Source organism: Gordonia sp. (in: high G+C Gram-positive bacteria), assembly GCF_049647785.1.
Classification (GTDB): Bacteria; Actinomycetota; Actinomycetes; order Mycobacteriales; family Mycobacteriaceae; genus Gordonia.
Map to the genome: position 1 here is coordinate 1 of NZ_JBARYI010000050.1, position 25,174 is coordinate 25,174.

Annotated in this window: 25 protein-coding genes; 17 read left to right on the forward strand and 8 right to left on the reverse strand. The window is 63.4% G+C overall.

The window, feature by feature from the left end:
• A partial coding sequence (locus tag WBA38_RS07390) for a CHAP domain-containing protein (protein ID WP_424322412.1) occupies nt 1–594 on the reverse strand: 594 nt, incomplete at its 3' end.
• Nucleotides 595–668: 74 nt separating this feature from the next.
• Between WBA38_RS07390 and WBA38_RS07395 the strand changes: the two genes are divergently transcribed.
• Nucleotides 669–1,091: a nitroreductase family deazaflavin-dependent oxidoreductase gene (locus WBA38_RS07395; RefSeq protein ID WP_424293865.1), complete on the forward strand. Its 423-nt coding sequence runs from the start codon at nt 669–671 to the stop codon at nt 1,089–1,091.
• 12 nt (nt 1,092–1,103) lie between these two features.
• Here WBA38_RS07395 and ligD read toward each other — a convergent pair whose 3' ends face one another.
• Nucleotides 1,104–3,119: a non-homologous end-joining DNA ligase gene (ligD, locus tag WBA38_RS07400; protein WP_424322413.1), complete on the reverse strand. Its 2,016-nt coding sequence runs from the start codon at nt 3,117–3,119 to the stop codon at nt 1,104–1,106.
• Nucleotides 3,120–3,158: 39 nt separating this feature from the next.
• Here ligD and WBA38_RS07405 point away from each other — a divergent pair, with 39 nt between their 5' ends.
• From WBA38_RS07405 to WBA38_RS07420, 4 genes are all read left to right on the forward strand, one after another.
• Nucleotides 3,159–4,091, forward strand: coding sequence for a Ku protein (locus WBA38_RS07405; RefSeq protein WP_424293863.1), 933 nt, complete (start codon nt 3,159–3,161; stop codon nt 4,089–4,091).
• A 111-nt stretch (nt 4,092–4,202) separates the two neighbouring features.
• Nucleotides 4,203–5,678: a flavin-containing monooxygenase gene (locus WBA38_RS07410; protein WP_424293862.1), complete on the forward strand. Its 1,476-nt coding sequence runs from the start codon at nt 4,203–4,205 to the stop codon at nt 5,676–5,678.
• Nucleotides 5,675–6,172 (forward strand): DUF4334 domain-containing protein, encoded by a 498-nt coding sequence (locus WBA38_RS07415; protein ID WP_424293861.1) that lies wholly within the window; start codon nt 5,675–5,677, stop codon nt 6,170–6,172. Before WBA38_RS07410 ends, WBA38_RS07415 begins: the two co-directional genes overlap by 4 nt.
• Nucleotides 6,173–6,206: 34 nt before the next feature.
• Complete coding sequence (locus WBA38_RS07420; protein WP_424293860.1) at nt 6,207–7,514, forward strand: alpha-hydroxy-acid oxidizing protein; 1,308 nt, start codon at nt 6,207–6,209, stop codon at nt 7,512–7,514.
• Here WBA38_RS07420 and WBA38_RS07425 read toward each other — a convergent pair.
• Entirely contained in the window at nt 7,511–8,374 is an 864-nt protein-coding gene (locus WBA38_RS07425) for an oxygenase MpaB family protein (protein WP_424293859.1), read from the reverse strand. The two genes, WBA38_RS07420 and WBA38_RS07425, sit on opposite strands and share 4 nt — an antisense overlap.
• A gap of 78 nt (nt 8,375–8,452) precedes the next feature.
• Between WBA38_RS07425 and WBA38_RS07430 the strand changes: the two genes are divergently transcribed.
• From WBA38_RS07430 to WBA38_RS07445, 4 genes are all read left to right on the forward strand, one after another.
• The gene (locus tag WBA38_RS07430) at nt 8,453–9,118 is read left to right on the forward strand and encodes a TetR/AcrR family transcriptional regulator (protein ID WP_424293858.1); all 666 of its coding nucleotides are present in this window, start codon (nt 8,453–8,455) and stop codon (nt 9,116–9,118) included.
• A gap of 4 nt (nt 9,119–9,122) precedes the next feature.
• Nucleotides 9,123–9,722, forward strand: coding sequence for a TetR/AcrR family transcriptional regulator (locus WBA38_RS07435; RefSeq protein WP_424293857.1), 600 nt, complete (start codon nt 9,123–9,125; stop codon nt 9,720–9,722).
• Between the two features lie 93 nt (nt 9,723–9,815).
• Nucleotides 9,816–11,018 carry an acyl-CoA dehydrogenase family protein gene (locus tag WBA38_RS07440; protein ID WP_424293856.1) on the forward strand — a complete coding sequence of 401 codons (1,203 nt, stop codon included), beginning with the start codon at nt 9,816–9,818 and terminating at the stop codon, nt 11,016–11,018.
• A complete protein-coding gene (locus tag WBA38_RS07445; protein WP_424293855.1) occupies nt 11,018–12,034 on the forward strand; it encodes a phosphotransferase family protein in 1,017 nt (338 codons plus the stop codon). The genes WBA38_RS07440 and WBA38_RS07445 overlap by 1 nt, the downstream gene beginning before the upstream one ends.
• Nucleotides 12,035–12,038: 4 nt before the next feature.
• Here the strand turns inward: WBA38_RS07445 and WBA38_RS07450 are convergent, their stop codons facing one another.
• Nucleotides 12,039–12,704, reverse strand: coding sequence for a histidine phosphatase family protein (locus WBA38_RS07450; protein WP_424293854.1), 666 nt, complete (start codon nt 12,702–12,704; stop codon nt 12,039–12,041).
• 259 nt (nt 12,705–12,963) lie between these two features.
• On the opposite strand from WBA38_RS07450, the gene WBA38_RS07455 reads away from it, so the two are divergent.
• A complete protein-coding gene (locus WBA38_RS07455) occupies nt 12,964–14,232 on the forward strand; it encodes an ROK family protein (protein ID WP_424293853.1) in 1,269 nt (422 codons plus the stop codon).
• Between the two features lie 47 nt (nt 14,233–14,279).
• Here WBA38_RS07455 and WBA38_RS07460 read toward each other — a convergent pair whose 3' ends face one another.
• Genes WBA38_RS07460 through WBA38_RS07470 form a run of 3 tightly spaced genes read right to left on the reverse strand, consistent with a single transcriptional unit; the run spans nt 14,280 to nt 17,096 of the window.
• Complete coding sequence (locus WBA38_RS07460) at nt 14,280–15,002, reverse strand: molybdate ABC transporter substrate-binding protein (RefSeq protein ID WP_424293852.1); 723 nt, start codon at nt 15,000–15,002, stop codon at nt 14,280–14,282.
• Nucleotides 14,999–15,898 (reverse strand): adenylate/guanylate cyclase domain-containing protein, encoded by a 900-nt coding sequence (locus WBA38_RS07465; protein ID WP_424293851.1) that lies wholly within the window; start codon nt 15,896–15,898, stop codon nt 14,999–15,001. The genes WBA38_RS07460 and WBA38_RS07465 overlap by 4 nt, the downstream gene beginning before the upstream one ends.
• Nucleotides 15,891–17,096, reverse strand: coding sequence for a TetR/AcrR family transcriptional regulator (locus WBA38_RS07470; RefSeq protein WP_424293850.1), 1,206 nt, complete (start codon nt 17,094–17,096; stop codon nt 15,891–15,893). The genes WBA38_RS07465 and WBA38_RS07470 overlap by 8 nt, the downstream gene beginning before the upstream one ends.
• A 124-nt stretch (nt 17,097–17,220) precedes the next feature.
• On the opposite strand from WBA38_RS07470, the gene WBA38_RS07475 reads away from it, so the two are divergent.
• A complete protein-coding gene (locus WBA38_RS07475; RefSeq protein WP_424293849.1) occupies nt 17,221–18,432 on the forward strand; it encodes an acetyl-CoA C-acetyltransferase in 1,212 nt (403 codons plus the stop codon).
• A gap of 34 nt (nt 18,433–18,466) precedes the next feature.
• Nucleotides 18,467–20,665 carry a 3-hydroxyacyl-CoA dehydrogenase NAD-binding domain-containing protein gene (locus WBA38_RS07480; RefSeq protein WP_424322414.1) on the forward strand — a complete coding sequence of 733 codons (2,199 nt, stop codon included), beginning with the start codon at nt 18,467–18,469 and terminating at the stop codon, nt 20,663–20,665.
• Nucleotides 20,666–20,785: 120 nt separating this feature from the next.
• Here WBA38_RS07480 and WBA38_RS07485 read toward each other — a convergent pair whose 3' ends face one another.
• On the reverse strand, nt 20,786–21,580 hold the full coding sequence (locus WBA38_RS07485; protein WP_424293847.1) for an SGNH/GDSL hydrolase family protein: 795 nt from the start codon (nt 21,578–21,580) through the stop codon (nt 20,786–20,788).
• A 138-nt stretch (nt 21,581–21,718) separates the two neighbouring features.
• Here WBA38_RS07485 and WBA38_RS07490 point away from each other — a divergent pair, with 138 nt between their 5' ends.
• From WBA38_RS07490 to WBA38_RS07510, 5 genes are read left to right on the forward strand one after another with little or no spacing between them, the layout of a single operon-like run.
• Nucleotides 21,719–22,960, forward strand: coding sequence for an alkane 1-monooxygenase (locus WBA38_RS07490; RefSeq protein ID WP_424295822.1), 1,242 nt, complete (start codon nt 21,719–21,721; stop codon nt 22,958–22,960).
• Between the two features lies 1 nt (nt 22,961).
• Nucleotides 22,962–23,129, forward strand: a complete 168-nt coding sequence (locus WBA38_RS07495; protein WP_424295824.1) for a rubredoxin — start codon at nt 22,962–22,964, stop codon at nt 23,127–23,129.
• A 1-nt stretch (nt 23,130) separates the two neighbouring features.
• Nucleotides 23,131–23,325: a rubredoxin gene (locus tag WBA38_RS07500; RefSeq protein WP_424295825.1), complete on the forward strand. Its 195-nt coding sequence runs from the start codon at nt 23,131–23,133 to the stop codon at nt 23,323–23,325.
• Nucleotides 23,322–24,512, forward strand: coding sequence for an NAD(P)/FAD-dependent oxidoreductase (locus WBA38_RS07505; RefSeq protein WP_424295827.1), 1,191 nt, complete (start codon nt 23,322–23,324; stop codon nt 24,510–24,512). The genes WBA38_RS07500 and WBA38_RS07505 overlap by 4 nt, the downstream gene beginning before the upstream one ends.
• On the forward strand, nt 24,509–25,132 hold the full coding sequence (locus tag WBA38_RS07510) for a TetR family transcriptional regulator (protein ID WP_424295829.1): 624 nt from the start codon (nt 24,509–24,511) through the stop codon (nt 25,130–25,132). The genes WBA38_RS07505 and WBA38_RS07510 overlap by 4 nt, the downstream gene beginning before the upstream one ends.
• The last annotated feature ends 42 nt before the right edge of the window (nt 25,133–25,174 follow it).

Consider the following 25,174-nt stretch of genomic DNA (forward strand, 5'->3'; position numbering starts at 1 on the left):
CGGCAGTACGCCGTAGCCGACGAGGCCGACGTACCCGCCAACTTTGAATTGATTGACGCGGACGTGTCCACCCCATTCGTTGCCGCCGACGGTTGTTACTACGTTGTCGTCGTAGGCGAGGACGATGTTGGTGTGCTGCCGGAAGAAACTGTCCGATGAGTACAGCATGACATCGCCGAGTTTCGGCTGGTAGCCGGAATCGGCGGCGCGGAAGCGGCCGTGATCCTGGTAGTACTCGGTCAGCGTGTAGACACCGGGGATGCGCCAGCTCCCGGAGTTCGGGTTCTCGAGCGGGGCACCCGCCTCGTTCATCACCCAGGTGACGAAGTTGGCGCACCAGGCTTCGTCGACACCCTCGGAGAATTTGAGACCGTCGGGCTGCGCCTCGAACTCGGCACGGGTGATCTCGACAATCCGTTTCTGCGTCGGGTTCAGTGTCGCGGTGTCGAGGTCCGGGTAGGCGCGGTCGCGGTTCTTCCACCAGGTGGTCACGAAGCCAACGGCACCGAGTTGGACGGCAACCACGGATGCTCCACCGAGGAGGACCAGGACGGTGGCCAGCGAGATGAGCACGGTGCGGCGCCTGCGAATCATGGTGCACAGGCTACCGATGGTGGCTGTGAGCGTAGTTCAGGCAGCTGACGACTTCGCGTTCTACCATCGACCGCATGAGCGAAACTCCAGAACTGAGTCCCACCGACTGGGTCCGCGACCAGACCGAGCAGATCCTGGAAGCAGGCACCACCGATGCTGTTCGACTGATGGGTATGCGGGTGGTGCTGTTTAACACCACCGGCGCGAAATCGGGCAAGAAGCGGTACGTGCCGTTGATGCGGGTCGAGGAGGACGGCAAGTACGCGATGGTCGCTTCGCGCGGTGGCGCACCGAAGCATCCGCTCTGGTACTTCAACGTGAAAGCGAACCCGGAGATCGAGGTGCTCGACGGTGACACCTGGAAGACGATGACCGCCCGCGAGGTATCCGGAGATGAGCGCGCTCACTGGTGGGAGTTGGCGGTCGCCGCATACCCGCCCTATGCCGAGTACCAGACCAAGACCGATCGGCTGATCCCGATTTTCGTCCTGGAGTGACCTGGCACGCGACTACAGATCGCCGGGAAGTTTGTCGCGGCGAATGCCGCGCCAACTCGGGTGACGCAGGTGCCCTGTCGATGTCCAGTTCATGAACTGAACGTCGGCCACGAGTTTGGGGAGAACCCAGGTGGCGCTTGTTGCGACAGGCTTGTCGATGTCGTCGATGAAGGGGCACCGACTGATCTGCAGCGGCTTCAACTCGGTGAGCAGATCGTCGAGTTCGGCCTGAGTGAAGCCGGTACCGACCCGGCCGATGTACCGCAGACCCCGCTCGGCAGGCAGACCAACCAGCAGGGAACCGATCGTCGAGGACGATCCGCGCCCAGGGCGATACCCGCCGATGACAACCTCAAGGTCGTTCCAGTTCTTGTGCTTTCGCCAGTCCGGGGTGCGACGCCCCGCCGGATACGGTGCTGCCCGGCGCTTGGCGACCACACCCTCCCACCCGTTCTCCCGGGCAATCCCTGCCGCGACATCGATCGGTCCGGGAAGTAGTTCCGGAATGTCGACCGCGGGCAGGTCGTCGAAGTACCGCAACGACTCCAATACCTCGCGGCGGATCTGCCACGGCTCCGCCCACAAGCGCACCCCATCGAGGTAGAGCACGTCGAACAGGTGCAACCGCAATTCGTGCGGCTCGGTGGTACGACGACGCGAGGCGAGCAACGAAAAGTCCGTAACTCCGGCGGCATTCAACGCGACGATTTCGCCGTCAAGCACCATGTCGACCGGCGTTCCGTCCGGCCGCACCGCATGCTTCGCCATCTCTGCGAACTCGGGAAAGTCGGCGTCGAAGCTATTTCCCGATCGCGAAATGAGATGGGCGCGACCATCGATGATCCGGATCAGCGTTCGGAAACCGTCCCATTTACCCTCGAATGCCCACTCGTCGTCCGGCAGGCCGTCGACTGGGTCGTCCGAGGCCAAGGCGGGCCGCAGGGCCGTCAGATCGGAGTCCACGAGCGAAGGGGATGCCAGGACTGGGATGGCCGGGGAAGGGGACGTCGCAGGTGCCGCTGGTGCAGGGGGCGAAGTTCGGCTTCGGCTCTGCGCGCGAGCCCTCGATGCGTGCTTCTTGCGGTACTCGCCCAGATCAACAACCCGGCTGTCCGCAAACTTGCCGCCGGATTCCGGTGCGTCGCTGCTACCGGACAACCCGGCAAGCAAGTCGCCGACCTCATCGAGGCGGTTCAACACTTCGTCGAAGGTAAGTTGTCTCAGACCCGTCTCGGTCAATTCGTCCCACGCTCGCGGAGCTGCCACCCACGGCTGTTCGCGCCCGCGCAGCGAGTACGGCGCCAGCGTCGTTTTGGCACCCGAATTCTGACTCCAGTCGATGAACACACGCCCCTCACGCTCGGCCTTCGCCATGCTCGCAGTGATTGTGCGCGGGTGCTCGTGTGCCAGTGCGGTGGCGACCTGTTTGGCGACGGCACGCGCCGACTCCGACTTCACCGGCGCCGCAAATTTCGCGTAGAGGTGGATCCCCTTGCTGCCACTTGTCACCGGGTATGCGGTGAGCCCAGCATTGGCGAGTAGATCGCGGATATCGACGGCGACCCGCGCGCACTGATCGAGGCTGACGCGGGGGCCCGGATCCAAGTCGAGGACCAACCGGTCAGCGCGCCGGATCTGTTGCTCGCCAATCTCTTCAATCAGATCGATTCGCCATTGCGGCACATGCAACTCCAGGGCGGCGACCTGAGCCAGCCACACCAGATCAGCCGCCGACCGGATCACCGGATACTCGGCTCGACGCTGTGAATGCTCAATTGTGAAGCGAGCTATCCACTCGGGAGCACCCGCAGGTAGCGCCTTCTCAAAGAATGGGGCCGACTCCACCCCGGCGGGCCAACGCTTTCGGGTGACGGGTCGGGCCGCCAAATGCGGAAGCATTGCATCGGCCGCCCGAATGTAATAGTCGACGACCTCGAATTTGCGGGTTCCGCTCAGCGGATAGAGAACGCGGTCGAGGTTTGTCAGGGCAATGGTTCGCCCATCGACCTGCAACTCAGTTCTCGCCATAGAATGAATTGTTCCAGGACTACTGGCACAATCGCTTGTATGCGCTCGATCTGGACAGGCGATCTGAGCTTTGGCCTCGTGAATGTACCGGTCAAGGTGTACTCCGCGACAGAAAATCACGACCGGGAGTCACACCAAGTCGACTCATCCGACGGCGCGCGGATCCGCTATCGTCGCGTTCGAGAAGGTACTGATCAAGAGGTGGAATTCGCGAAGATCGCTAACGCCTACGAATCAGATAATGGCGAGCGCGTCATCTTGACCAAGGAAGACATCGCGACACTTCCGGTGAGCAAGAGCCCCGAAATTGAGATTCTGGAGTTTGTCCCGATCGACCAGATTGACCCGATCTACTTCGACAAACCGTACTATCTCGAACCGGCGTCGAAGTCGCCGAAAGCCTACGTGCTGCTGGCGAAGGCTTTGGAGAGAACCGAACGTCTCGCCATCGCGAACTTCACTTTGCGGACTAAGACGCGTTTGGCGGCATTGCGAGTTATCGACGGCGTGATGACCTTGCAGACTCTGCTGTGGCCCGACGAAGTGCGCGTACCCGACTTTGATTTCCTCGGTAGTGACATTGAAATTCGCGACCAGGAACTCGAGATGGCGTCGTCGTTGATCGACACGATGGCCTCCGATTTTGATCCCAGCCAATATGAAGACACCTACCAGGTGGAGCTCGGCAAGTTGATTGAGGCCCGCGCCGGTGGTGAGCAAGCCTTTGTCGCGGACGAGAAACCGGCGGCCGACGACGACTCGGAAGTTGCCGACCTGCTGGCGGCTCTGCGTGCTTCGGTGAAGGACCGCGGCAAGGAAGCCCCAGCGGAAGCTACTGGGTCGGCAGACGAGACTGGGTCATCAGAAGAGACGAGCGCGCCCAAAAAGACGGCAGCCAAAAAGGTCCCGGCAAAGAAGGCCGCTGCAAAGAAAACCCCAGCTAAAAAGGCTGCCGCCAAGAAGACCGCATAGCGGCATCGTGGCACGGACTCCGTGGGTCCGACGCCTGCAGCCGATCGCAGCACCGCGACTCTGTAGAGTGATCCAGACCATAGTTACGGGGTCTAGAGAGGTGCGACGGACGTGGAACAGCACGAAGAGTCAGGCCAGAATTCGACGGCGGGCCAGCCACTCGATGTCCTCATCGTCGGGGCCGGCCTGTCCGGGATTGATGCGGCGTACCGGTTGCGCGAACGCAATCCCGGCCTGAATTACCAAATTGTGGAGCGCCGCAGCCAAATCGGTGGGACCTGGGATCTCTTCCGCTACCCCGGCGTGCGGTCTGACTCAGATATTTTCACCCTGAGCTTCCCGTGGAGCCCGTGGCGTGGTGACCGCATGATCGCCGAAGGCGACGAGATCCGCCACTACCTGGAACAGACCGCGCACGAGTTCGGCATCTACAGTCACATCCAATTCGAAGTGGATGTAACTGGCGCCGACTTCGATACGTCGACGGACTTGTGGACAGTCGATGTGCTCGTTGACGGCGTGCCGCGGGCGATCGTCACCCGCTTCCTTTACATGTGCACCGGCTACTACAAGTACGAGTCCGGATATCGCCCCGAGTTCCCCGGCGAGAAGGACTTTGCGGGAACTATCGTGCACCCGCAGTTTTGGCCGGAAGACCTGGACTACACCGACAAGAATGTGGTGGTCATCGGATCGGGGGCTACGGCGGTCACGCTGATCCCGTCGATGGCACCAGCGGCTCGCAACGTCACGATGCTGCAGCGCTCACCGTCGTATCTGTTTCCCTACCCGTGGGAAGACCCACTCACGAAGGTGATGATGCGTGTTTTGCCCAAACAAGTCGCCCACGACGTGATTCGTTGGCGCAATGCCATCGGGACCATGTTGATGTTCCTCTACTGCCGAACCTTCCCGAAGATGTCGAGAAGGACTCTGCGACGTATCGCAATCGCCATGTTGCCCAAGGGTTTTGACGTTGATACGCACTTCAAGCCGAGGTATGAGCCGTGGGACCAGCGACTATGCATCATTCCCGACGGTGACTTCTACAAGGCCGTCAAGTCTGGGACTGCCGATGTTGCGACCGACACGATCAAAAAATTCACCGCCACCGGCATCGACCTGGATTCCGGCGGGCACCTCGATGCCGACATCATCGTTACCGCAACCGGACTCGATCTGGTGACCTTCGGCGGTGCGAGTTTGTCCGTCGACGGGGAGAAATTCGAAGCTGGCGACAAGTTTGCCTACCGCGGCTACATGCTCAACGACGTGCCAAACCTCGCGTGGTCGGTCGGCTACACGAACGCTTCGTGGACGTTGCGGGTTGACCTGACGAGCCAGGCGGTCGGAGATCTGCTGGCGCACATGAGAACCAACGGTTACACCCGTGCCGTGCCGTCGATGAGGGGACCGAAGCCTAAGACGCATCCGCTACTGGAATTGGATTCCGGATATGTGCAGCGGTCGGGCAGCAAACTGCCGAAGGCTGGCGATCGGGCACCGTGGCTGGTCCGCCACAACCTAATTTTGGATGCTATTGACGCTCGCAAGTACGACGTCGAAGAGGAGATGATTTTCGCGTGACCGAAGTTTCCGTGAGTGCCCGTGAAGAAGCTGTGGCGCAATTTCGTCGCCGGGCCGACTCTCAGGAAAATAGCGACCCCGCTGACCTCGACGCCATCTGGGCGGCCTTGCCGGTAGTGCAGGTTGAGGAACTGATCGGGTCGTGGGTGGGCGGCGAACTCCCGACCGGCCACCCGATGGACGGGCAGTTGCCCGTCGTGAAATGGCATGGGAAGACCTTCAATTCGTGGTTCGACGTGAAGCCGATGGTCTGCCGGAACGACGACGGCGAGCTGTACTCCAACACGGAGATCGGCAAAGGTGAGGCCAGCGCATGGATGGTGGGATTCCGTGGCGAGACAACCGCATCCATGATCTATGACGGCCAGCCGGTGATTGACCACTTTAAGCGCGTCGACGATAAAACGCTGATGGGCATCATGAACGGCAAGACGTCGCTGGTCCGCGACCACCACTTCTACTTCTTCCTGGTGCGGGAAGACTCACCCGAGTAACCGCATCCGGGGTGGCGTGCGCCACAATGGGCGCATGGTCTCGCAAGGTTTCGGCAGGGAACGGCAGAACGTCATTTACACGGCGGGTGTCCACGGACGCACGCCCAAGGTGCCCGCAGACTTCGCGGAGTTGGAGCGTCGTGCGAAGCGGGCGTTGAGTAAGCGGGCTTGGGCCTACATTGCTGGCGGCGCAGGCGAAGGCCGGACCATGACGGCCAACCGGGACGCCTTGAATCGTTGGGCCATCGTGCCGCGCATGCTGCGCGATGTGTCCGAACGAAACCTCGGTATCGAACTGTTCGGCCAGCACTTGCCCGCGCCGATCTTGTTCTCGCCCGTCGGTGCCGGCGCACTCGCCATGCCCAACGCGGACATTCACATTGGCGAGGCCGCCGCCCAACTCGGTGTTCCCTACATCTTCTCGAATCAGGGTAGCGCCCCGATGGAAGACGTCGCGGCGGCGATGGAGGCCGTGAATCCCGAAGCGCCGCACTGGTTTCAGCTGTATTGGTCGACCGACGATCGCCTGGTAACGAGCCTGATCGAGCGGGCCGAAGCATCCGGTGCTGCGGCACTCGTCGTCACCCTCGACACCACGATGCTGGGTTGGCGACCGCAAGACTTGAACCTGGGGTCCCTGCCGTTCAGTCGCGCCGAAGGCATCAGTCAGTACACGTCAGACCCGTCGTTCTGGGAGATCGTCGCCGAACGCATTAAGGCGGCGTCGCTGGGAGTGAACCCTGACGAGCGCCCCGACGTGTCGCTCGGTGCCGTCAAGACACTGTTCAATATCGCCCGCAATGTGCCGGGCAAACTCCTGACCAATATGACTAAGCCGGAAGCACGCACCGCCGTGCAGACTTTCCTTGAGATCTACTCGCGTACGTCGTTGAACTGGGACGACATCGAAAGCCTCCGTAAGCGGACGTCGTTGCCGATTGTCCTTAAGGGGATTCTGCATCCCGACGATGCCCGCAAGGCCGTGGAGATGGGGGTCGATGGTGTCTTGGTCTCGAACCACGGCGGACGTCAGGTCGACGGCTCCATTTCGAGCACCGATGCGCTGGTCGACATCGTCGACGCGGTCGGCGGCCAAATCAAGGTCCTCGTCGACTCTGGTTTCTATACGGGATCGGACGTGTTCAAGGCCTTGGCGCTGGGTGCCGACGCCGTCTGCATCGGCCGCCCGCACATGTACGGGTTGGCGATCGACGGCACCGACGGTGCCCGCGACGTTGTTGCCAACATCATCGGCGAACTCGACCTCACGCTCGGTCTCTCGGGCCACCGCGACGTCGCGGACCTTGACCGAAGCGCGCTGAAAGAACTCCGCGCTACCTAAACCAACGAGCGGCCGGTCTTGGTCCGCCAGCGGACATCGGCAAGCAATACGTTGAAGGGGAAGTGCTTCAGCGGCCCCGGCAGGATCTTGACGACCTTGCGGACGATGGCGTTGTGGACCTTAAAGAATCGCTCCTGACCGGGCGACATCGTGAGCCCCATCTTGTTGCGGAACTCGACGGGCAGGAAGCCGATCGTCATCGTTTCGGAGAACTTTCCAAAGGCCAAGGTGATCGGTTTGGGCATGAACTCCATGCGGACGATGGCCATCAGGTAGTTGCGGATCGTGTCGTCGACCTCGATGCCGTCGATGGTGTCGTTCCAGTACTTCTCGAAGTCGGCTCGGGTGGCAGGCCACATTTCGCGAGGCATCTGCAAGGTGGTGCCCATGACTGAACCCTGCTGGTACGCGGCTTCGGTGATATTCGAGGGATCGCCGTAGAGGCGTTCCATGTCTTCCCAACCGCGATAGAGGCACGCGGCCACCCACAGTTGCAGCTTCGGATCGAAAGCGTTGTATTTGACGGGACTGTCGTCGGACGACCGAACCTGGACGTGGGCCTTGTTGATTGCCTGGCGATACAGTCGGCGGTCGTCGGCGCTGCCGGTGGCCGCCACCGCGAGGTAGGAGAGTGTGGTCCGGGTCCGCTTGATCGGGACTTTGAAGAGATTGCCGGAGTCGACCTTGCTTTCAAAGACGCCGTATCCGACGGCCGGGACGGCGAGCTGCATGATGACATTTGCGGGGCCGGCGAGGAGGGCGATACCGAGCATGCCGAGCTTATCGACCTCCTGTGCATCGAGATCTTCTCGGCGCGAATGCCGTTCGGCGGCAGCAGGATCGATTGCGTCGGTGGTCATGTGGATTCTCCCCGGGCCGAATAACTGATAACGACTGTTTCCTAATTGATTCAACGCTGGGCGACGCTAGGTGTCAAGATGTTGGATGTGACTAGTTCGGCGAATAGTGATGCGGGCAAACTCCGGGCCTATGGCGGCGAATCAGGGGATGCCCGGGTGGCGCGTCGTCGGGCGGCCCTGATCGACGCGGCACTCGACATGCTCGCCGAGCCCGAGCCGGGTGCCGTGACAGTCCGTGGCATCTGCACCCGAGCCGAATTGACCCCGCGATACTTTTACGAGAGCTTCGAGAACGCGGACGCGCTGGTCGGAGCCGCGTACGACCTCATAATCGAGCAGATTGCCGAACGTGCCCTCGAGGGCTTCAACGCCGGATCCGGACCGCGCGGCAAAGTGGCCGGCGCAGTCGAAGCGATCGTCGACATCATCGCCGGCGATCCTCGCAAAGGGCGCGTCTTCTTCTCCGATACCTTGCGAAGCCCCGTGGTGGCTGCCAAGCGCGTTGAAATGCTGGCACTTTTCACGCAGTTGACGTTCCAGAGTGCGCCGGAAGTAGCGGATGTGACCGGTGGTCAAGAGACCCTGGCGGCCGCGCACTTCCAAGTCGGTGGACTCGGACGACTATTGGCATCCTGGACCGAGGGCCTCGTCGATCTGGATCGAGCCGCCCTGGTCGACATCTGTGTCAGGATGCTGCTTCCCGAGAGTCGAACGGTGGATTCTCCGGCGGCACAGCTAAGTTGAACCCATGACGAATTGGCGCGACTACGGCGCAGCGGACCTGCCGACGCCGTTGGCCGCAGCGCTCGATGCCTTCGTCGAACACGGCTACCACGGCACATCGGTTCGCGACATCGCCGCGCGGGCGGGCCTATCAGTTCCCGGCCTCTATCACCACTACCCGTCCAAGCAATCGCTTCTCCAGGGGTTGTTGGAGTTAACAATGTCGGATCTACTGCGACGGTCGGAGGAGGCGCTCGACGCGGCCGGTCCCGATCCCGTCGACCGGTTCGACGCGGTGGTCGAATCGCTGTTGCGCTTCCACATGTATCGCCGCGAACAGGCCTTTGTGGGTTCGACGGAGATCCGGAGTCTGGATCCGGAGTATCACCGCGTCTACATCGGGCATCGCATACGGCAGCAACGGATGGTTGACGATGTGGTCGGAGCGGGCGTGGCAGACGGAGCGTTTACCACGACGGCGCCGAAGGGTGCGGCGCGCGCCGTGGCGACGATGTGCGTTGGAGTGTCGACCTGGTATCGCGTCGATGGGCCGATGAGCGCCGACGAATTGATCGCGCAGAATTTGCAATTTGCCCGCGCGATCGTCGGATATGTCCCACGGTGAGGGAGTCGCGGGAACTGGTTGACGCGGCATGGCCTTCATGACAATCTGAGAGCTGACCGAGCGCTCGCTCGGTCGGAGATTTTTGGAGGGCCCATGGCTGTCGACCTTTCCTACAGTGCCGAGGTACAGGACCTCGTTGCGCGGACCACGGCGTTCATCGCCGATGAGGTACTGCCCGTTGAAATGCAGTTCGCCGGTGACATCACCGCCGCGGGCGGCGACGATCTGCGCCGCGAACTGAACGCCAAGGCACGTGCTGCAGGGATTTTCGCCCCCCACGCGCCCGTTGAGTTCGGTGGTCTGGGCCTCAACATGTCCGACCGCGCGCCCGTCTTTGAAGCTGCGGGTGCCTCCACTTTCGGTCCGATTGCCCTCCATGTCGGCGCACCCGACGAGGGAAATATTCACATGCTCGCGCACATTGCGACCGTCGAGCAGAAGGAAAAGTATCTCGCGCCCCTCGCCTCCGGTGAGGTTCGCAGCGCCTTCGCGATGACCGAACCTGCACCGGGTGCTGGCGCGGACCCGAATGGCCTGTCAACCACGGCCGAAAAGGTCGACGGCGGCTGGAAGATCAACGGACTCAAGCGATTCATTACCGGTGCCGAAGGTGCCGCGTTCTTCATCATCATGGCTCGCACGGTTGGCCAGCGCGGCGATCGCGGAGGCGCCACGATGTTCCTGGCCCCCGCCCAGACACCGGGAATTAGCGTTGACCGGCATATCCACACCACGGACAAGGCGATGATCGGGGGGCACTGCGAGGTCAGCTTCACCGATGTCTTCGTCCCCGACAACGACGTCCTCGGCGCCCCTCACGAGGGCTATCGCTACGCGCAGGTGCGACTCGGACCGGCCCGCATGACGCACGTGATGCGTTGGATGGGCAGCGCAGTGCGAGCCCACCGGATCGCTGTTGACTACGTGGAACAGCGCGAAGGCTTCGGTGGCCGCCTCGCCGACCTCGGCATGATCCAGCAGATGATCGCCGACAATGAGATTGACCTCGCTGCTTCCCGTGCACTGCTGGTCCGGGCTTGCTACGAACTGGATCAGGGCGAGCACGCCTCCGACTCCACGTCGATCGCCAAGACGTTTGGCGCGGAAGCGTTCTCGCGTGTGGCCGATCGTGCGATGCAGATGTGTGGCGGCCTCGGTGTCTCCGAAGACCTGCCTCTCGCCCGACTCGCCAACGAGTTGCGGCCGTTCCGCATCTACGACGGTCCCAGCGAAGTGCACCGTTGGGCGATCGCCAAGCGCGCCGTCGGGCGCGTACGCAAGGCGCGTGAAGCCTAATGGCCGAACATCCGGGTTTGCAGGCGGAGAATCTGCAGCGGTTGCTCGCCGCTAACAACATCGAGCCGGTCGGCGACCTTCGCATCGAGCTAATCAGCGGTGGTCGGTCGAATCTGACCTTCGACGTGCGCGACGACCGCAACCACTGGGTCGTGCGACGGCCCCCGATGGGGGGACTAACCCCCTCTGCGCACGATATGAACCGGGAATGGGATGTCACCTCGGCCCTCGGGTCGACAGCCGTGCCGGTGCCGCAGACCGTTGCGATTGACCGCGATGGGGAGTTCATCGGAGCGCCGTGCACGGTCGTCGAGTTCGTTGACGGTCGCGTGATTCGATCGGTCGAGGACTTGTCGGCACTGACCGACGATGAGGTCACCGCCAGTGCCGACGCGCTCGTGAAAACGCTCGCTGACCTGCACGCCGTCGATTACGCCGAGGTGGGCCTCGCTGACTTTGGTCGACCCGAGGGATTCGCGGGGCGGCAGGTGAAGTTGTGGGCTCGGCAGTGGGACATTGTGCAGACCCGCCAACTCGACGACGTCGAGAAATTGGCCGCAGCGCTGTCGGAGCGTGTGCCCGCGCAGGCGCGAAGCACCATCGTCCACGGCGACTTCCGCATCGACAACACCATCCTCGACCCCACCGATGCCGGCCGGGTGGCGGCCGTCGTCGATTGGGAGATGGCGGCGCTAGGCGATCCACTCACCGACCTCGCCCTGATGTGCGTGTACCGGACGCCGGTGTTCTCATCGGTCCTCGGGTTCGATGCGGCCTGGACCAGCGACCGGTACCCGGATGACGACGGTTTCGTGGAACGCTATGTTGCGGCAACGGGCGCTGATCTCGGTGACTGGGCCTTCTATCTGGGGCTGGCCAACCTGAAACTCGGCGTCATCGCCGAGGGGATCACGCACCGTGCCCTCGCGGGTGGATCCTCCGGAGCTGACGGTGCCGAACGTGCCGCTCAAGCCACCGGCGAATTCATCGCTGCCGGTCTCCGCGCGCTCGGGTAAGGCTCTACCGGTACGTCAGCAGGCCTGAAGTCGTGTCAGCGACGTGGGCGTGGTCGTTGAACGAGACCAGGGTCAGCCCTCGCTTGCCCGACAGGACCTTGCTGATCGCCGTGTTCACAAACGTCCGTGACATGGCGGGCCATGATTCGGACGGAACGTTCCACAGTTGTGCAACTAGCTGGGTGATGGTGCCAGCTGACGACACCACCAGGACGTTCTTGCCCGAGCCTGCGGCTTCCGCTGCGCGGGCCGCGGCAGTGCGCGTACGACCGACGAAATCCTCGAATGTTTCCGGCCCGACTGCCGCACCGTTGACCCAGGCACCCAACGCATGTGTGAGTGCGTCCTGGAAGGGCTGCCCGCCGCCCGCGTAGATGTCGTCGCCTTCGGGGACCGTCGGTGTGACGTATTCGTTCCAGTCCGCATCGACGGTCGCGTCCGGGAGCGAATCGAAGGCCTCGGCAATGCTGGCAGCTGTTGCGCGCTGACGAGGGAGGTCGCCGCAGAAGACAGCGTCGAAGGTCTTTACTTGCCTGGCCAGAGCGACACCAGCCGCGCGAGCCTGGGCAAAGCCGAGATCTGTGAGGCCCGGTCCGCCGACCGAATCCGGGTCCGTGGAATAGGCGTGCGCTGGGGCTTGGCCGTGTCGAACGATGTAAAGGACTCCCACATTGATCAACGTACTTGTCGCGGTTACTTGCACGGATGGTGGGGGCTTGCTAACTTCGGTCGCATGACCAGTCAGCCCTTCGCCATCCCGGAGGTCACCTATGTGACCACCGCTCTGGGATGCCGTCTGCCGCTGGCGCGGGTCCTCTGTCGTTGCCGAATGCGCTGAACCCAGCTCCGACTCGCGCTGTTCCGCGCGGGAATTCTTTGTGGTGACCGCTTCTGCCGGTCCCCTCCCAGGCACCAGGACCCAAAATCTCATGACCACCGCACTTGATCGCCCAATTCTGTCTCACACCACTCCGGTTGGTGTCGTCGTTCGCCCCGCTGGCGTCCCGGCGCCGGTAGCCGCCAAACGCAGCGCCCCGCACGTGACTACCGCGAAGCTGCAACTGTCGACGAAGGCCGCTGCACTCGTCCTGCGTAGTGCGCGTACCTCGGGGCCAGTGTTCCGCGACGATGCAGCAGCGCTGACCGGCCTGTCGATCTCGACAGTGAACCGACAGGTGAGCGCGCTCCTCAAGGCCGGCCTCATTCGTGAGCGCGCCGACCTGACCCCGCCCGGGGCCGTTGGCCGCCCGCGGGTGCCGTTCGAGATCAACACCGACGGCTTCCTGACCATTGGAATCCATATCGGTTACAAGGTCACTTCCATCACCACCCACGACCTCGCGCACCGGGTTGCGGGCGCTATCGCCATCCCGACCCCGCAGGCGGAGACGCCGGAAGAAGTTGTGGCACAGATCGGTGCCAGCGCGCGCCGTTTCGCTGACCGCTGGGTCGGCAAGCGCCTGCTGTGGGCGGGCGTCGCCCTCGGTGGCCGCGTCTCCGATGGCGGCTTTGTCGACCATCCGCGACTGGACTGGAAAGGCGTGCCCGTCGGGTCCGTCATTGCCGAAGCGCTCGGTCTGCCGGTCTCGGTGGCTTCGCACGTGGAGGCCATGGCTGCCGCCGAACAAGTGGTGAGCCCGGCCGATCAGAGTCAGAACTTCCTCTACTTCTACGCCCGTGAAATGGTCGGCATTGCCTTCAGCGTCGACGGTGCCGTCCACACCCCGGCAGCGGGTCCGCCCACCATCGGACACTTCCCGAGCGGTGCAACCACCCTCCTCGACCCCGACAACACGGGCCGACTCGAGCCGACGGTGAGCGATTCCGGCGTGCTGTACGCCGCGCAAAAGGCCGGATTGGACGTCGAATCGCTGGACGATCTGCGGACCGCGGCCCGCACCGGCAATACCATCGCCAACGACATCCTGACCGAACGTGCCGAAGTCCTCGGCCGCACGGTGGCGCTGATGTCAGACATCTTTAACCCCGATCACGTGATCCTCGGTGGTCAGGCATTTACTGACTACCCGGAGGCGCTGCCTGCGGTCAGCAAGTCCCTGCGGGCAACCACGGTGCTGACGCAGCGTGACGTGCGCGTGGCACGCTCGGCAATCACCGTGCAGCAGAAGGCCGCCGGTGCCGTCGCCCTCGACGAGATCTACGCGGATCCGCTCGACGCGCTGTCGTACACCGCGTAGGTAATCGCGATCGCGTCCACCGGTGGCGACGCCCAACCCGGCTGGGATTAGCCCGAAGGTGGCCCGAAGCCAGCTGTCGCGAGTGCGCGTCCGCCTTCGGGACCGAGCACAGTGGCAATGAAGTCCGCCGCGGTGGAATCGTTCTTGCTCCCGCGGACAACAGCGATGGGGTACCGGTTGATCGCTTGGTCAAACACGGGGTCGTCGACGGTCATGAAGCTGACGCCGTTCCCGGACCGTGCCTGTGTCCGGTAGGCGAGGGCGGCATCGGCCCGCCCCGCCGCGACGTAGGCCACAGCTGTCGCACCGGAATCGACGTGCAGGGGTGTGCCCAGCTGTGTGCCGGTGACGTGCTCGGTGCGCACCACACTGGCCCCGCACGGCAGTCGTTCCGAACAGGTGGCCACGCGGAGGTCGGGGTTACCCAACGAAGCAAAGCCGGTGATGTGCTTGGGGTTTCCCAGCGGCGCAATGATAATTAGGGAGTTCGAGGCGAATCGCCGAGGACTGATGACCTGCTTGCCAAGCCGATCCATTGCGCTTTCGGTGTCGGTCGCGATCACGTCGACATTGCGGGCATTCGACTCTGCGATTCGGACCGTGGTGCCGGGATGCTCCTGCTCAAACTGGGTGGCGATCGTTGCCATGACCGCCTGCAACGACGACGATGCCGCGACAGTAATTGACCGATCGGCGGAACTGGTCGAGCAAGCGGTGAGGGTTCCCGCCGCAATCAGGGCGGCAGTGACGAGTGCGGCAACCCGGCTCACGACGGCCAGTTCCGATTACGGACAAGGCGGAAGGCGCGCAGTTTTCGGTACCCGCGGACCGACAACGAGGAGATGGAACTGACGTGTGTCGGTTCGTTGTCGTGCAGAGCGGCGGCAAGATCCTCGTCGACCAAGGTGCTGCCCGAACGCGCGGCACTGGCCAGGCGCGCGGCAATATTGACCGGCTCACCGAAGGCATCGCCCATACGCATCAGGACGTGACCGCGCGCCATGCCGATCCGCAGTTCGGGGAGTTCGCCGTCGGACGTCAACGAGTGCAGTTCGATGGCGATTTCGGCGGCCGCGGCGGGATCGAGCACGGTGAACATGACGGCGTCGCCGATAGTCTTGATGACCTGACCGCCCCGGCTGGTGATGATGCCGTAGGCCGCCGACTCGAAAGTTTCGAGGAGATTCTCCAATTCGGTCATTCCGAGCCGTCGAGACATCGACGTATAGCCGACGATATCGGCGAATCCGACGACCACCTCCGCGTGCTCGGACTCGCGAGCTTCGTCGGCCAAGCCCGCCTCCAAGTGCCGACGCCACACCAAATTTTGGAGACGGGAGAGCGCGGCAACCATCTCATCGGGCGTCGCCGTAACTTTGGGGTCGGCGGCCAGCCGGTTGATGGCTTCTGCCTGCCACTGAGCCAACCGGGCGGTTGCCTGGCCGATCGCGCGGGCGGCAGCACGTTGCGCCGTCGGATCCATCAACTCATCCTCACCGGCGAACACCGCCAATGCCGCCAGATCCTTCGGACTGAACTGCTGCACCTCATCGCCTGCGACCTGGGCGAAACCGAACGCATTCCACAGTCGCCTGGCTTCATCCGGATCTAGGTGCAGGGCATCGGCGAGCTTGTCGCGCGAGTACTCAAGTGGTCCGTCAGACACCCATTACGCCTTTCATGAGATACGCCATCCGGGCGGCGAACTCGGGGCGCGGAGTGCTCCGGGGGAGCCGAACCGCGTCGTTGACGATCGCCAGCGCTGCGTGCACCGCCAGCACCGCAGATTCGCGAGAGCCGGTGTTGGTGGCTCCGGCAGCACTGGCTGCCGTGTTGACTTCGGTGAGCAGTGTTATCCAGCGTGCCACGTAGCGGCGTTGGGCCGCCAGCAATTCCGCTGCTTGTGGCTCCGCGACGAGAGCAAAGGCGCTGTTGAATCCAACCAGCAAGTCGGGCGAGGACGTCACGGTGTCGACATAGTGGTCAACCAGGGCGTCGAGTCGTCGGCTGGGGTCTGCGGTCGCCGCGTAGGCGGCCAACGCCCCCGCTTCCAGTCGCAGCGCGCTCCGTTGGCTGATGCCGATAAGAATCGCGATCTTTGAAGCGAAGTGCTTGTAGACACTGGGGCCGGTGATGCCGACGGCCGCGCCAATCTCATCCATTCCGGTGCCTGCGAACCCATGGTCGGCGAACAATCGTGCCGCGGCATCGAGAATCTCATCGCGGCGCGTGGGTTCCTCGTCGTCGAGGTGATGAATGGGGCTCGGAACGGTTGCTTGGTCGGGGGACAGGGTGATGCTGCGCCGCACCAATTCCACCAGGGTCGCCTCCGCGTTGCGTGGGTTCTGCCGGACAACCCGGCCTGCGCCGCTGCCGACCACACTGAGCGCGGCCCCGGCGAGATACATCGATTCGCGTTCGGTGAGGTCGGTTCGGTTGGCGCGGATCGCGCTGGCCCACTGGCGCAACACTGACCGGGTTCGGCGCACCACCTCGGCATTGTCGTCCGCTGAGAGGTGCTGGCCCGACCACCGCCACAGGGATGTGGCGTGGGGACTAGAGATGCTCAATCGGGTAATGCTGACAGCCAGTGCTTCGGCGGGGTTGGCGCTGCTTTCCAAGGCGGCGGCATCGGTGCTGGCTTCCAAGTCGTCGACCGTTTTCTGTACGGCAGCGAGCAGTAGGGACCCCTTGTCGGCGAAGTGGCGGTACAGCGTCGGCGTGCTGACTCCGGCCTTGCGAGCGATATCAGCGACCGACACATACGGGTAGCCGCGCTCGGCAAAAAGCACGGTAGCTGCGTCGATGAGTTGGAGTCGGCGGTCCGTTCCGCGCTGGGGCCGAGTCCGCTTGCTGGTCGTCATGATGAATTGACCATAGCCGATTACTTTCGGATTTTGAACGTCTTGACCTTGAGGTATAGCAAAATACGTTAATGCGGGTTAGCCTACGTGGTAACCACTATCGGTTCATGTGAAAGGAACACCCGTGTCCGACGAAGCATTTATCTACGAGGCGGTCCGTACGCCCCGTGGCAAGCAGCGCGGCGGCTCGCTGCACAGCGTCAAGCCGATCGACCTCGTTTCCGGTCTGATCGACGGACTCCTGGCACGTCACGAAAACCTCGACCCGAAGGACATCGACGACGTTGTCCTCGGCGTCGTTTCGCCAGTCGGCGAGCAGGGTGCCGTGATCGCGCGTACCGCAGCCCTTACTTCGGGTCTGGGCGAGACTGTTCCCGGCACCCAGATCAACCGCTTCTGCGCCTCTGGTCTGGAAGCGGTGAACCTCGCCGGTGCCAAGGTTCGCTCGGGCTTCGACGACCTGGTCCTCGCGGGCGGTGTCGAGTCGATGTCGCGCGTGCCGATGGGTAGCGACGGCGGCGCACTCTTCATGGACCCCGCCACCGCCTTCGACAGCTACATCGTTCCGCAGGGCATCGGCGCCGACCTGATCGCCACCATTGAAGGCTTCTCGCGCGAGGACATCGACGGCTACGCCGCCGAGTCGCAGCGTCGTGCCGCGCAGGCCTGGGACGAAGGTCGCTTTGCGAAGTCGATTATTCCGGTCACCGACATCAACGGCGTGACTCTCCTCGACAACGATGAGCACCGTCGCCCCGGCACCACCGTCGAGAGCCTCGGCAAGCTGAAGCCGGCGTTCGCCGGACTCGCTGCCATGGCAGGCTTCGACGACGTCATCCTGCAGAAGTACCCCAACGTGGAGCGCGTCAATCACGTCCACACCGGCGGCAACAGCTCGGGCATCGTTGACGGCTCCGGCCTGGTGCTCGTCGGCTCCGAGGCAGCGGGCAAGCGCAATGGTTTGACCCCTCGCGCCCGCATCGTCTCCTACGGCGAGATCGGTTCCGAACCGTCGATCATGCTGACCGGCCCCACCCCGGCCACCGAGCTCGCCCTCAAGCGCGCTGGCCTGACCATCGACGACATCGATGTCTTCGAGCTCAACGAAGCCTTCGCGTCGGTCGTCATGAAGTGGATGAAGGACCTCAAGGTTCCGCACGAGAAGGTCAACATCAACGGTGGCGCCATTGCACTCGGCCACCCCCTCGGTGCCACCGGCGCCATGATCATGGGCAGCACCCTCGACGAGCTCGAGCGCGTCGGCGGCCGCTACGGCCTGGTCACCCTTTGCATCGGCGGCGGCATGGGCGTCGCGACCATCATCGAGCGTCTCTGATCGCCCCGGAACTCCAAGGAAAAGACTTAACACCATGACTCAGAACATGATCTCGTGGGAGAAGGACGCCGACGGCGTCGTCATCCTGACGATGGACGACCCCAACCAGGGCGCCAACACCATGAACAACCTCTACCGGGATTCGATGGCCGAGACCGTCGACCGCCTGGAAGCGGAGAAGGACGACATCACCGGTGTCATCCTGACCTCGGCGAAGAAGACCTTCTTCGCCGGTGGTGACCTCAAGGACATGAGCAACCCGCCGAAGGACCAGACCAAGGCCGAGATCGCGACCTCGATCACCGAGCGCGCCAACGGCATGAAGAAGGTCCTTCGTCGCCTGGAGACGCTCGGCAAGCCCGTCGTCGCCGCGATCAACGGTGCCGCCCTCGGCGGTGGCCTCGAAATCGCGCTGCACTGCCACTACCGCATTGCTGCCGACGTCAAGGGCAACCAGCTTGGTCTGCCCGAGGTAACCCTCGGCCTGCTCCCCGGTGGCGGCGGCGTTGTCCGTACCGTCCGTCTCCTCGGTTTCCAGCAGGCACTCATGGGTGTCCTGCTTCAGGGCACCCGCTTCAAGCCCGCTCAGGCTAAGGAAACGGGCCTGATCAATGAGGTCGTCGGCACCATCGACGAGCTCATCCCCGCAGCCAAGGCGTGGATCAAGGCAAACCCGGAAGCGCAGCAGCCGTTCGACGTCAAGGGCTACAAGATGCCCGGAGGCGCACCGACCAACCCGTCGGTTGCCGCCAACCTGCCCGCCGTCCCCTCACTGCTGCGCAAGCAGCTCAAGGGCACCAACATGCCTGCACCGCGCGCCATCATGGCCGCCGCTATCGAAGGTGCCTACGTTGACGTCGACACCGCCGACGAGGTTGAGACCCGCTACTTCGTGTCGCTGGTGACCGGTCAGGTCGCGCAGAACATGATCAAGGCGTTCTTCTTCGACCTGCAGCACATCAACGGTGGCGGCTCGCGCCCCGAGGGCATCGAGAAGTTCGCAGCCAAGAAGGTCGGCGTTATCGGCGCAGGCATGATGGGCGCGGCTATCGCCTACGTGTCGGCGAAGGCTGGCATCGAGGTGGTCCTCAAGGACATCGACCTCGACGCAGCAAAGCGCGGCAAGGCGTACTCGGAGAAGCTCGAGGCCAAGGCTGTGGGTCGCGGCAAGCAGACGCAGGAGAAGGCCGATGCCCTCCTCGCCCGCATCACCCCGACTGTGGATCCGGCCGACTTTGCTGGCGTCGACTTGGTGATCGAGGCCGCATTCGAGTCGGTCGAGGTCAAGAACAAGGTCTTCCAGGAGATCGAGGACATCGTCGAACCCGACGCCGTTCTGGGCTCCAACACCTCGACCCTGCCGATCACCATCCTCGCCGAGGGTGTCAAGCGCTCCGAGGACTTCATCGGCATCCACTTCTTCAGCCCCGTCGACAAGATGCCTCTCGTCGAGATCATCAAGGGCGAGAAGACGTCGGACACAGTGCTCGCCAAGGTGATCGACTACACCCTGCAGATCCGCAAGACGCCGATCGTCGTCAACGACAGCCGCGGCTTCTTTACCAGCCGCGTAATCGGCACCTTCATCAACGAGGCCGTCGCTGCCGTCGGTGAGGGCGTCGAGCCAGCATTCATTGAGCAGGCTGGCAGCCAGGCCGGTTACCCGGCCCCGCCGCTGCAGCTCATGGATGAGCTGACGCTGACGCTGCCGCAGAAGATCCGCAAGGAAACCGAGGCCGCGATCATTGCTGCCGGTGGTACCCCCGCTCCTCACGGCTCGTACCCGGTCATCGACTGGATGGTCGAGAACGGTCGTACCGGCCGCAAGGACGGCAAGGGCTTCTACGACTACGACGAAGAGGGCAAGCGTGGCCTGCTGTGGCCGGGCCAGCGCGAGCACTTCAAGTCGGGCACCACGGAGATCCCGCTCGAGGACATGAAGGAGCGCATGCTCTTTGCTGAGGCTCTCGAGACCGTGAAGTGCTTCGACGAAGGTGTCCTCACCTCCGTCGAGGATGCCAACATCGGTTCGATCTTCGGCATCGGCTTCCCGGCCTGGACCGGTGGCGTCGTGCAGTACATCAACGGCTACGAAGGTGGCGTTGCCGGCTTCGTCGCTCGTGCCAAGGAACTGGCCGCAGCTTACGGCGACAACTTCCTGCCCCCGGCCTCGCTGGTGGAGAAGGCTGAAGCTGGCGTCGAAGCACTGACGAACGAGAACCTCGTCAAGTAGTTCTTTACGCAGCACGGCCCCGACTGGACATGTCCGGTCGGGGCCGTTTTGCATGCTGGGGTGCCTGATCCTCGCATCGGGCGTAACCCAATCGCGCTAGGGGGCAATAGCGACCGACCCCTAGCGCGAGTTATCGACATCCACCGCCAAATCGATGGCGACCTCTATCAACTCCGGGAGCTTCGGGGCACGACCGTCGCCCAACGACCGTCCCCGAAGTTTGCGGATGATCCAGGGGGTGAAGAATTCGACGACCCAGCGGGCGTCGTCGACGGTGCGGAGAAGGGGGTTCGGGTCGGGCAAGGAGGGGAGCGGTCGACCCCAATCGGGTGAACTCCCCGGCAGTCGTAGGGCGTAGGCGGCACCGGCGGCGAAACGGTCGTGACCGGATGCTGAGGCATGCAACCGGTCCGACGACCACGATCGTCGATCGGTGAGGACCGGAGCGGAAAACAGGTCGACGAGCGTCAGGTCGTAGGTGTGCGCGAACTCGCGCGTCATGGCGTTGAGGTCGTCGAGTCGGTTTCGGATTCGTCCGCCGAACGGGATGAGTCTGGCGATGTCCGGAAACGTGGAAACCAGTACCGTCGCCCCAGAGTCGACGAGGCGACCAAAGATTTGGTCGAGATCGTGGTGGACGTCGGCGAGGTTGCTGCCGCCGATGACGTCGTTCATGCCGAGCGGCGCCGCGACGAGGTCGGGTTGCAGTGCCAGTGCCGGCTCCAACTGCTCGATGAGGGCATCGTGGGTGGTCTTGCCACGGACCGCGAGGTTGGCGTACCGCACCCCCGGATTGGTGGCCGCGAGTGATTCCGCGAGCCGATCCGCCCAGCCCCGATAGCCGGACTTGGGGTCGCCATCGTTCATGCCTTCGGTCTGCGAATCGCCAATCGCGACGAACCGTGAGTACCGCATGAAGTCGATTTTATGCCCGAGCTTGGACAAAAGTGTGAAGACGCGCACTTTACAAATAATTACTGAATGTCTAGACAGGGGACGTATCAACGTCTAATGTCAAGGAACGAGAGAGCCTCGCCGGACCAGGAGGAAGACATGGCGAATCCGACGATCGACCACACACCAGACGTCACGCAGTGGCGCGACAAGAAGCGGCACCTTTGGATGCTGGGCCTGATCCCGCCGACCGCCGTCTTCATCGCCGCTGGACTGGTGGCGCTGATGAACTGGGCGGCGGGCGCGCTCGATTGGGCGTGGCTCGGAACCGTGTCCCCGATCTGGTGGTGGATTGGCCCCATCCTGATCTACGGACTGCTCCCGATCCTCGACATCTTCTTCGGGCCAGACGGGCAAAACCCGCCCGAGGAGTTGATGGAACAACTCGAGAACGACAAGTACTACCGCTACTGCACGTACGCGTACATCCCGTTCCAGATGCTCAGCGTCGTTTTCGCCTGCTACCTCTGGACCGCAAACGATCTCAGTTGGCTCGGCATCGACGGCGGCCTCGGCTTAGCCTCAAAGATCGGCCTCGCCTTCTCCATCGGCGCCATGGGCGGCATCGGTATCAACACTGCCCACGAGTTGGGCCACAAGAAGGTCAGCCTCGAACGCTGGCTGTCGAAGATCACGCTCGCCCAAACTTTCTACGGACACTTCTACATTGAGCACAATCGTGGGCACCACGTTCGGGTTGCCACTCCTGAAGATCCGGCAAGCTCGCGATTCGGTGAAAACTTTTGGACATTCTTGCCGCGCAGCGTCTTTGGCAGCCTGAAGTCGGCGTGGGAACTGGAAGCCGCCCGGATGAAGCGCCTCGATCGTTCGGTGTTCCACCCGAGCAACGACGTCCTCAACGCGTGGGCCATGTCGATCGTCCTGTGGGGCGCTATGGCAGCCATCTTTGGTTGGCAGATTCTGCCCTTCGTCGCCATCCAGGCCATCTACGGCTTTTCACTGTTGGAGACCGTCAATTACCTGGAGCACTACGGGTTGCTGCGGCAGAAGAACGATCGGGGCCGCTACGTTCGCTGCACCCCGCAGCACAGTTGGAACTCCGATCACATCTGCACCAACATCTTCCTCTACCACCTGCAGCGACACAGTGACCATCACGCCAATCCCACGCGCCGGTATCAAACGCTGCGGAGCTTCGACGAAGCGCCGAACCTGCCGAGCGGCTACGCCAGCATGATCACCCTCGCGTACTTCCCGCCGATCTGGCGTGCAGTCATGGACAAGCGCGTTCTCGCCCACTACGACGGCGACATCACCCAGGTGAATGTGCAGCCCAGCAAGCGGGCAAAGATCGTCGCCCAGTACGGGCAGGCGAACTGAAATGAGCAAGTATCGCTGCGAAGTCTGTGACTACACCTACGACGAAGCCGCCGGCGCCCCGCGTGAAGGATTTCCGGCGGGCACGCCCTGGGCCAACGTGCCCGACGACTGGACCTGCCCCGACTGCGGGGTCCGCGAAAAGCTCGACTTTGACCTGATCGGAGAATGACATGACCGCCTCAACGACCGCCTACAAACTGTTCCGCTGCATGCAGTGCGGCTTCGAATACGACGAAGCCGAAGGATGGCCCGAAGACGGCATCGAAGCTGGCACTCGCTGGGACGACATTCCCGATGACTGGAGCTGCCCGGACTGCGGCGCGGCGAAAGCGGACTTCGAAATGGCCGAGGTCGCACGCGCATGAGTGCCGAGACCGGGGTGGACGGGCCCGGGATTGTTATCGTCGGGTCGGGGACCGCTGGGGCGACGGCCGCGACGACGCTGCGTGCCCGGGGATTCGACGGTCCCGTTACCGTGATCGGTGCCGAACCCGGCCTCCCGTACCGTCGGACGGCACTGACGAAAGACTTGTTGGCGGCGGACCTATCGGAAGCGCGAATTGCGCTGGCCAAGCCGGAGTCGTGGGCCGAGAAGAAGATCGACGTCCGCGGCGGGGTCCGCGTCACCGCCATTGATCCGCAGGCGAGGACCGTGACGCTCGATGACGGCAGCGCGCTTGGTTACCGCGCGCTTATCCTCGCGACCGGCGGCCAGCCCGTGCGGCCTGCGTGGCTTAACGATGTTGCGACCCTGCGGACCCGCGACGATGCGCTCGCAATTCGTGATCGTCTACGGGAATCGGAAAGGCTCGTCGTTATCGGGGGTGGGCTCATCGGGCTGGAATTGGCAGCCTCGGCTGCGGCCCACGGGATGCAGGTGAGCGTAGTGGAGGCGAGTAATCGGGTGGTCGGCCGAGTTGTGCCGCCCGTCGTCTCCGACTATTTCGCGAGCTTGCATGCCAGTCACGGGGTACGGCTTCGCACCGGTACTGCGGCATCGTCGGTGGATGCCGCGCGCGTGCAACTGGAAGACGGCACCATGCTGGTCGGCACGGTTGTCGCGGCAATCGGGGCGCTGCCGGATGTGGCCTTGGCCGACTCGGCGGGGGTGAGCGTGGGGCCCACCGGTATCGAGGTGAATGCGTCCCTCGCCACCGATGTGCCAGGCATCTACGCGGCGGGCGACGCGGCGGCGCTTCCGGACTTGAGAACTGGGCAGCCCGCCCGAGGCGAACATTGGTTCGGGGCGACGGATCAGGGGAAGGCCGTCGCATTGTCGGTCCTCGCCGATCTGGCTGGTGAGCCCGCGCCGTCGTTCGTCGACGTGCCGCGAGCCTGGACTATCCAGTACGGCGTCAACGTCCAGATGGTCGGCTGGCCTGCCGAAGACGGCGAAATCAGCATCGACGGATCGGTAGCAGACGGCGATGCCACGGTGTTCACCCACGTCGACGGAGCTTTGGTTGGGGCCGTCACTATCGGCCGCGCCGCCGCCGCTCGGGCTGCGCGCGCGGAGATCACCGAGGCACTGGCACTAGGCTCGACTGTGTGAGCGCACCTGTAGCACCGTCCGAGGCGGGCAATTTCGCTGAAGCCAGCAAGCAGTTGTTGCGTCGCACGCTGCTCGACGGTCTGCGCACTTTGCTCCGTCAGAAGGACTGGGCCAAGGTCACGATGGCCGACGTCGCACGGCAGGCGGGAGTGAGTCGGCAGACCGTTTACAACGAGTTCGCCTCTCGCGCCGGCCTGTCTCAGGCTTATGCGCTGCGGCTGGCCGACGAGTTCACCGGCGCCATCGGCACGGCCTTCGAAGCGCACGCCGGAGACATCGACGGTGCCTTGCGCGCGGGTCTCACCGAGTTCTTTGCCAGGGCAGCCGACGATCCGCTGATCCAGTCATTGCTGAGCGGCGAGGCGAAGCCGGACCTGCTGAAGCTCATCACGACCGACTCGGCACCGATCATTGAACGCGGCAGCGCCCGGATTGAGCGGATCCTCGTCGAATCGTGGGTGGCGATTGATGCGATTCCGGCGGGTCGGATTGCTCGGATGATTACTCGGATGGCACTGAGCTACGTGTCGATGCCACCGGATCCGGACGCCGACGGTGACGCCGCCGACGATCTCGCTTCGGTCCTGGCCCCGGCAATCAGTGCGGCGCAATCTGCCTGACTTTCGACCAAACCGCGCCGCCGCCGTCGTTCCCGCATGATG

Excerpts from the sequence above, each read along its gene's own strand:
- WBA38_RS07435 (WP_424293857.1), top strand. The coding sequence starts at position 9,123 with ATGACGAATTGGCGCGACTACGGCGCAGCGGACCTGCCGACGCCGTTG.
- WBA38_RS07500 (WP_424295825.1), top strand. The coding sequence starts at position 23,131 with ATGACCGCCTCAACGACCGCCTACAAACTGTTCCGCTGCATGCAGTGC.
- WBA38_RS07395 (WP_424293865.1), top strand. The coding sequence starts at position 669 with ATGAGCGAAACTCCAGAACTGAGTCCCACCGACTGGGTCCGCGACCAG.
- WBA38_RS07445 (WP_424293855.1), top strand. The coding sequence starts at position 11,018 with ATGGCCGAACATCCGGGTTTGCAGGCGGAGAATCTGCAGCGGTTGCTC.
- WBA38_RS07470 (WP_424293850.1), bottom strand. The coding sequence starts at position 17,096 with ATGACGACCAGCAAGCGGACTCGGCCCCAGCGCGGAACGGACCGCCGA.
- WBA38_RS07485 (WP_424293847.1), bottom strand. The coding sequence starts at position 21,580 with ATGCGGTACTCACGGTTCGTCGCGATTGGCGATTCGCAGACCGAAGGC.
- WBA38_RS07420 (WP_424293860.1), top strand. The coding sequence starts at position 6,207 with ATGGTCTCGCAAGGTTTCGGCAGGGAACGGCAGAACGTCATTTACACG.
- WBA38_RS07495 (WP_424295824.1), top strand. The coding sequence starts at position 22,962 with ATGAGCAAGTATCGCTGCGAAGTCTGTGACTACACCTACGACGAAGCC.
- WBA38_RS07405 (WP_424293863.1), top strand. The coding sequence starts at position 3,159 with ATGCGCTCGATCTGGACAGGCGATCTGAGCTTTGGCCTCGTGAATGTA.
- WBA38_RS07490 (WP_424295822.1), top strand. The coding sequence starts at position 21,719 with ATGGCGAATCCGACGATCGACCACACACCAGACGTCACGCAGTGGCGC.
- WBA38_RS07455 (WP_424293853.1), top strand. The coding sequence starts at position 12,964 with ATGACCACCGCACTTGATCGCCCAATTCTGTCTCACACCACTCCGGTT.
- WBA38_RS07505 (WP_424295827.1), top strand. The coding sequence starts at position 23,322 with ATGAGTGCCGAGACCGGGGTGGACGGGCCCGGGATTGTTATCGTCGGG.
- WBA38_RS07425 (WP_424293859.1), bottom strand. The coding sequence starts at position 8,374 with ATGACCACCGACGCAATCGATCCTGCTGCCGCCGAACGGCATTCGCGC.
- WBA38_RS07430 (WP_424293858.1), top strand. The coding sequence starts at position 8,453 with ATGTTGGATGTGACTAGTTCGGCGAATAGTGATGCGGGCAAACTCCGG.
- WBA38_RS07440 (WP_424293856.1), top strand. The coding sequence starts at position 9,816 with ATGGCTGTCGACCTTTCCTACAGTGCCGAGGTACAGGACCTCGTTGCG.
- WBA38_RS07480 (WP_424322414.1), top strand. The coding sequence starts at position 18,467 with ATGACTCAGAACATGATCTCGTGGGAGAAGGACGCCGACGGCGTCGTC.
- ligD (WP_424322413.1), bottom strand. The coding sequence starts at position 3,119 with ATGGCGAGAACTGAGTTGCAGGTCGATGGGCGAACCATTGCCCTGACA.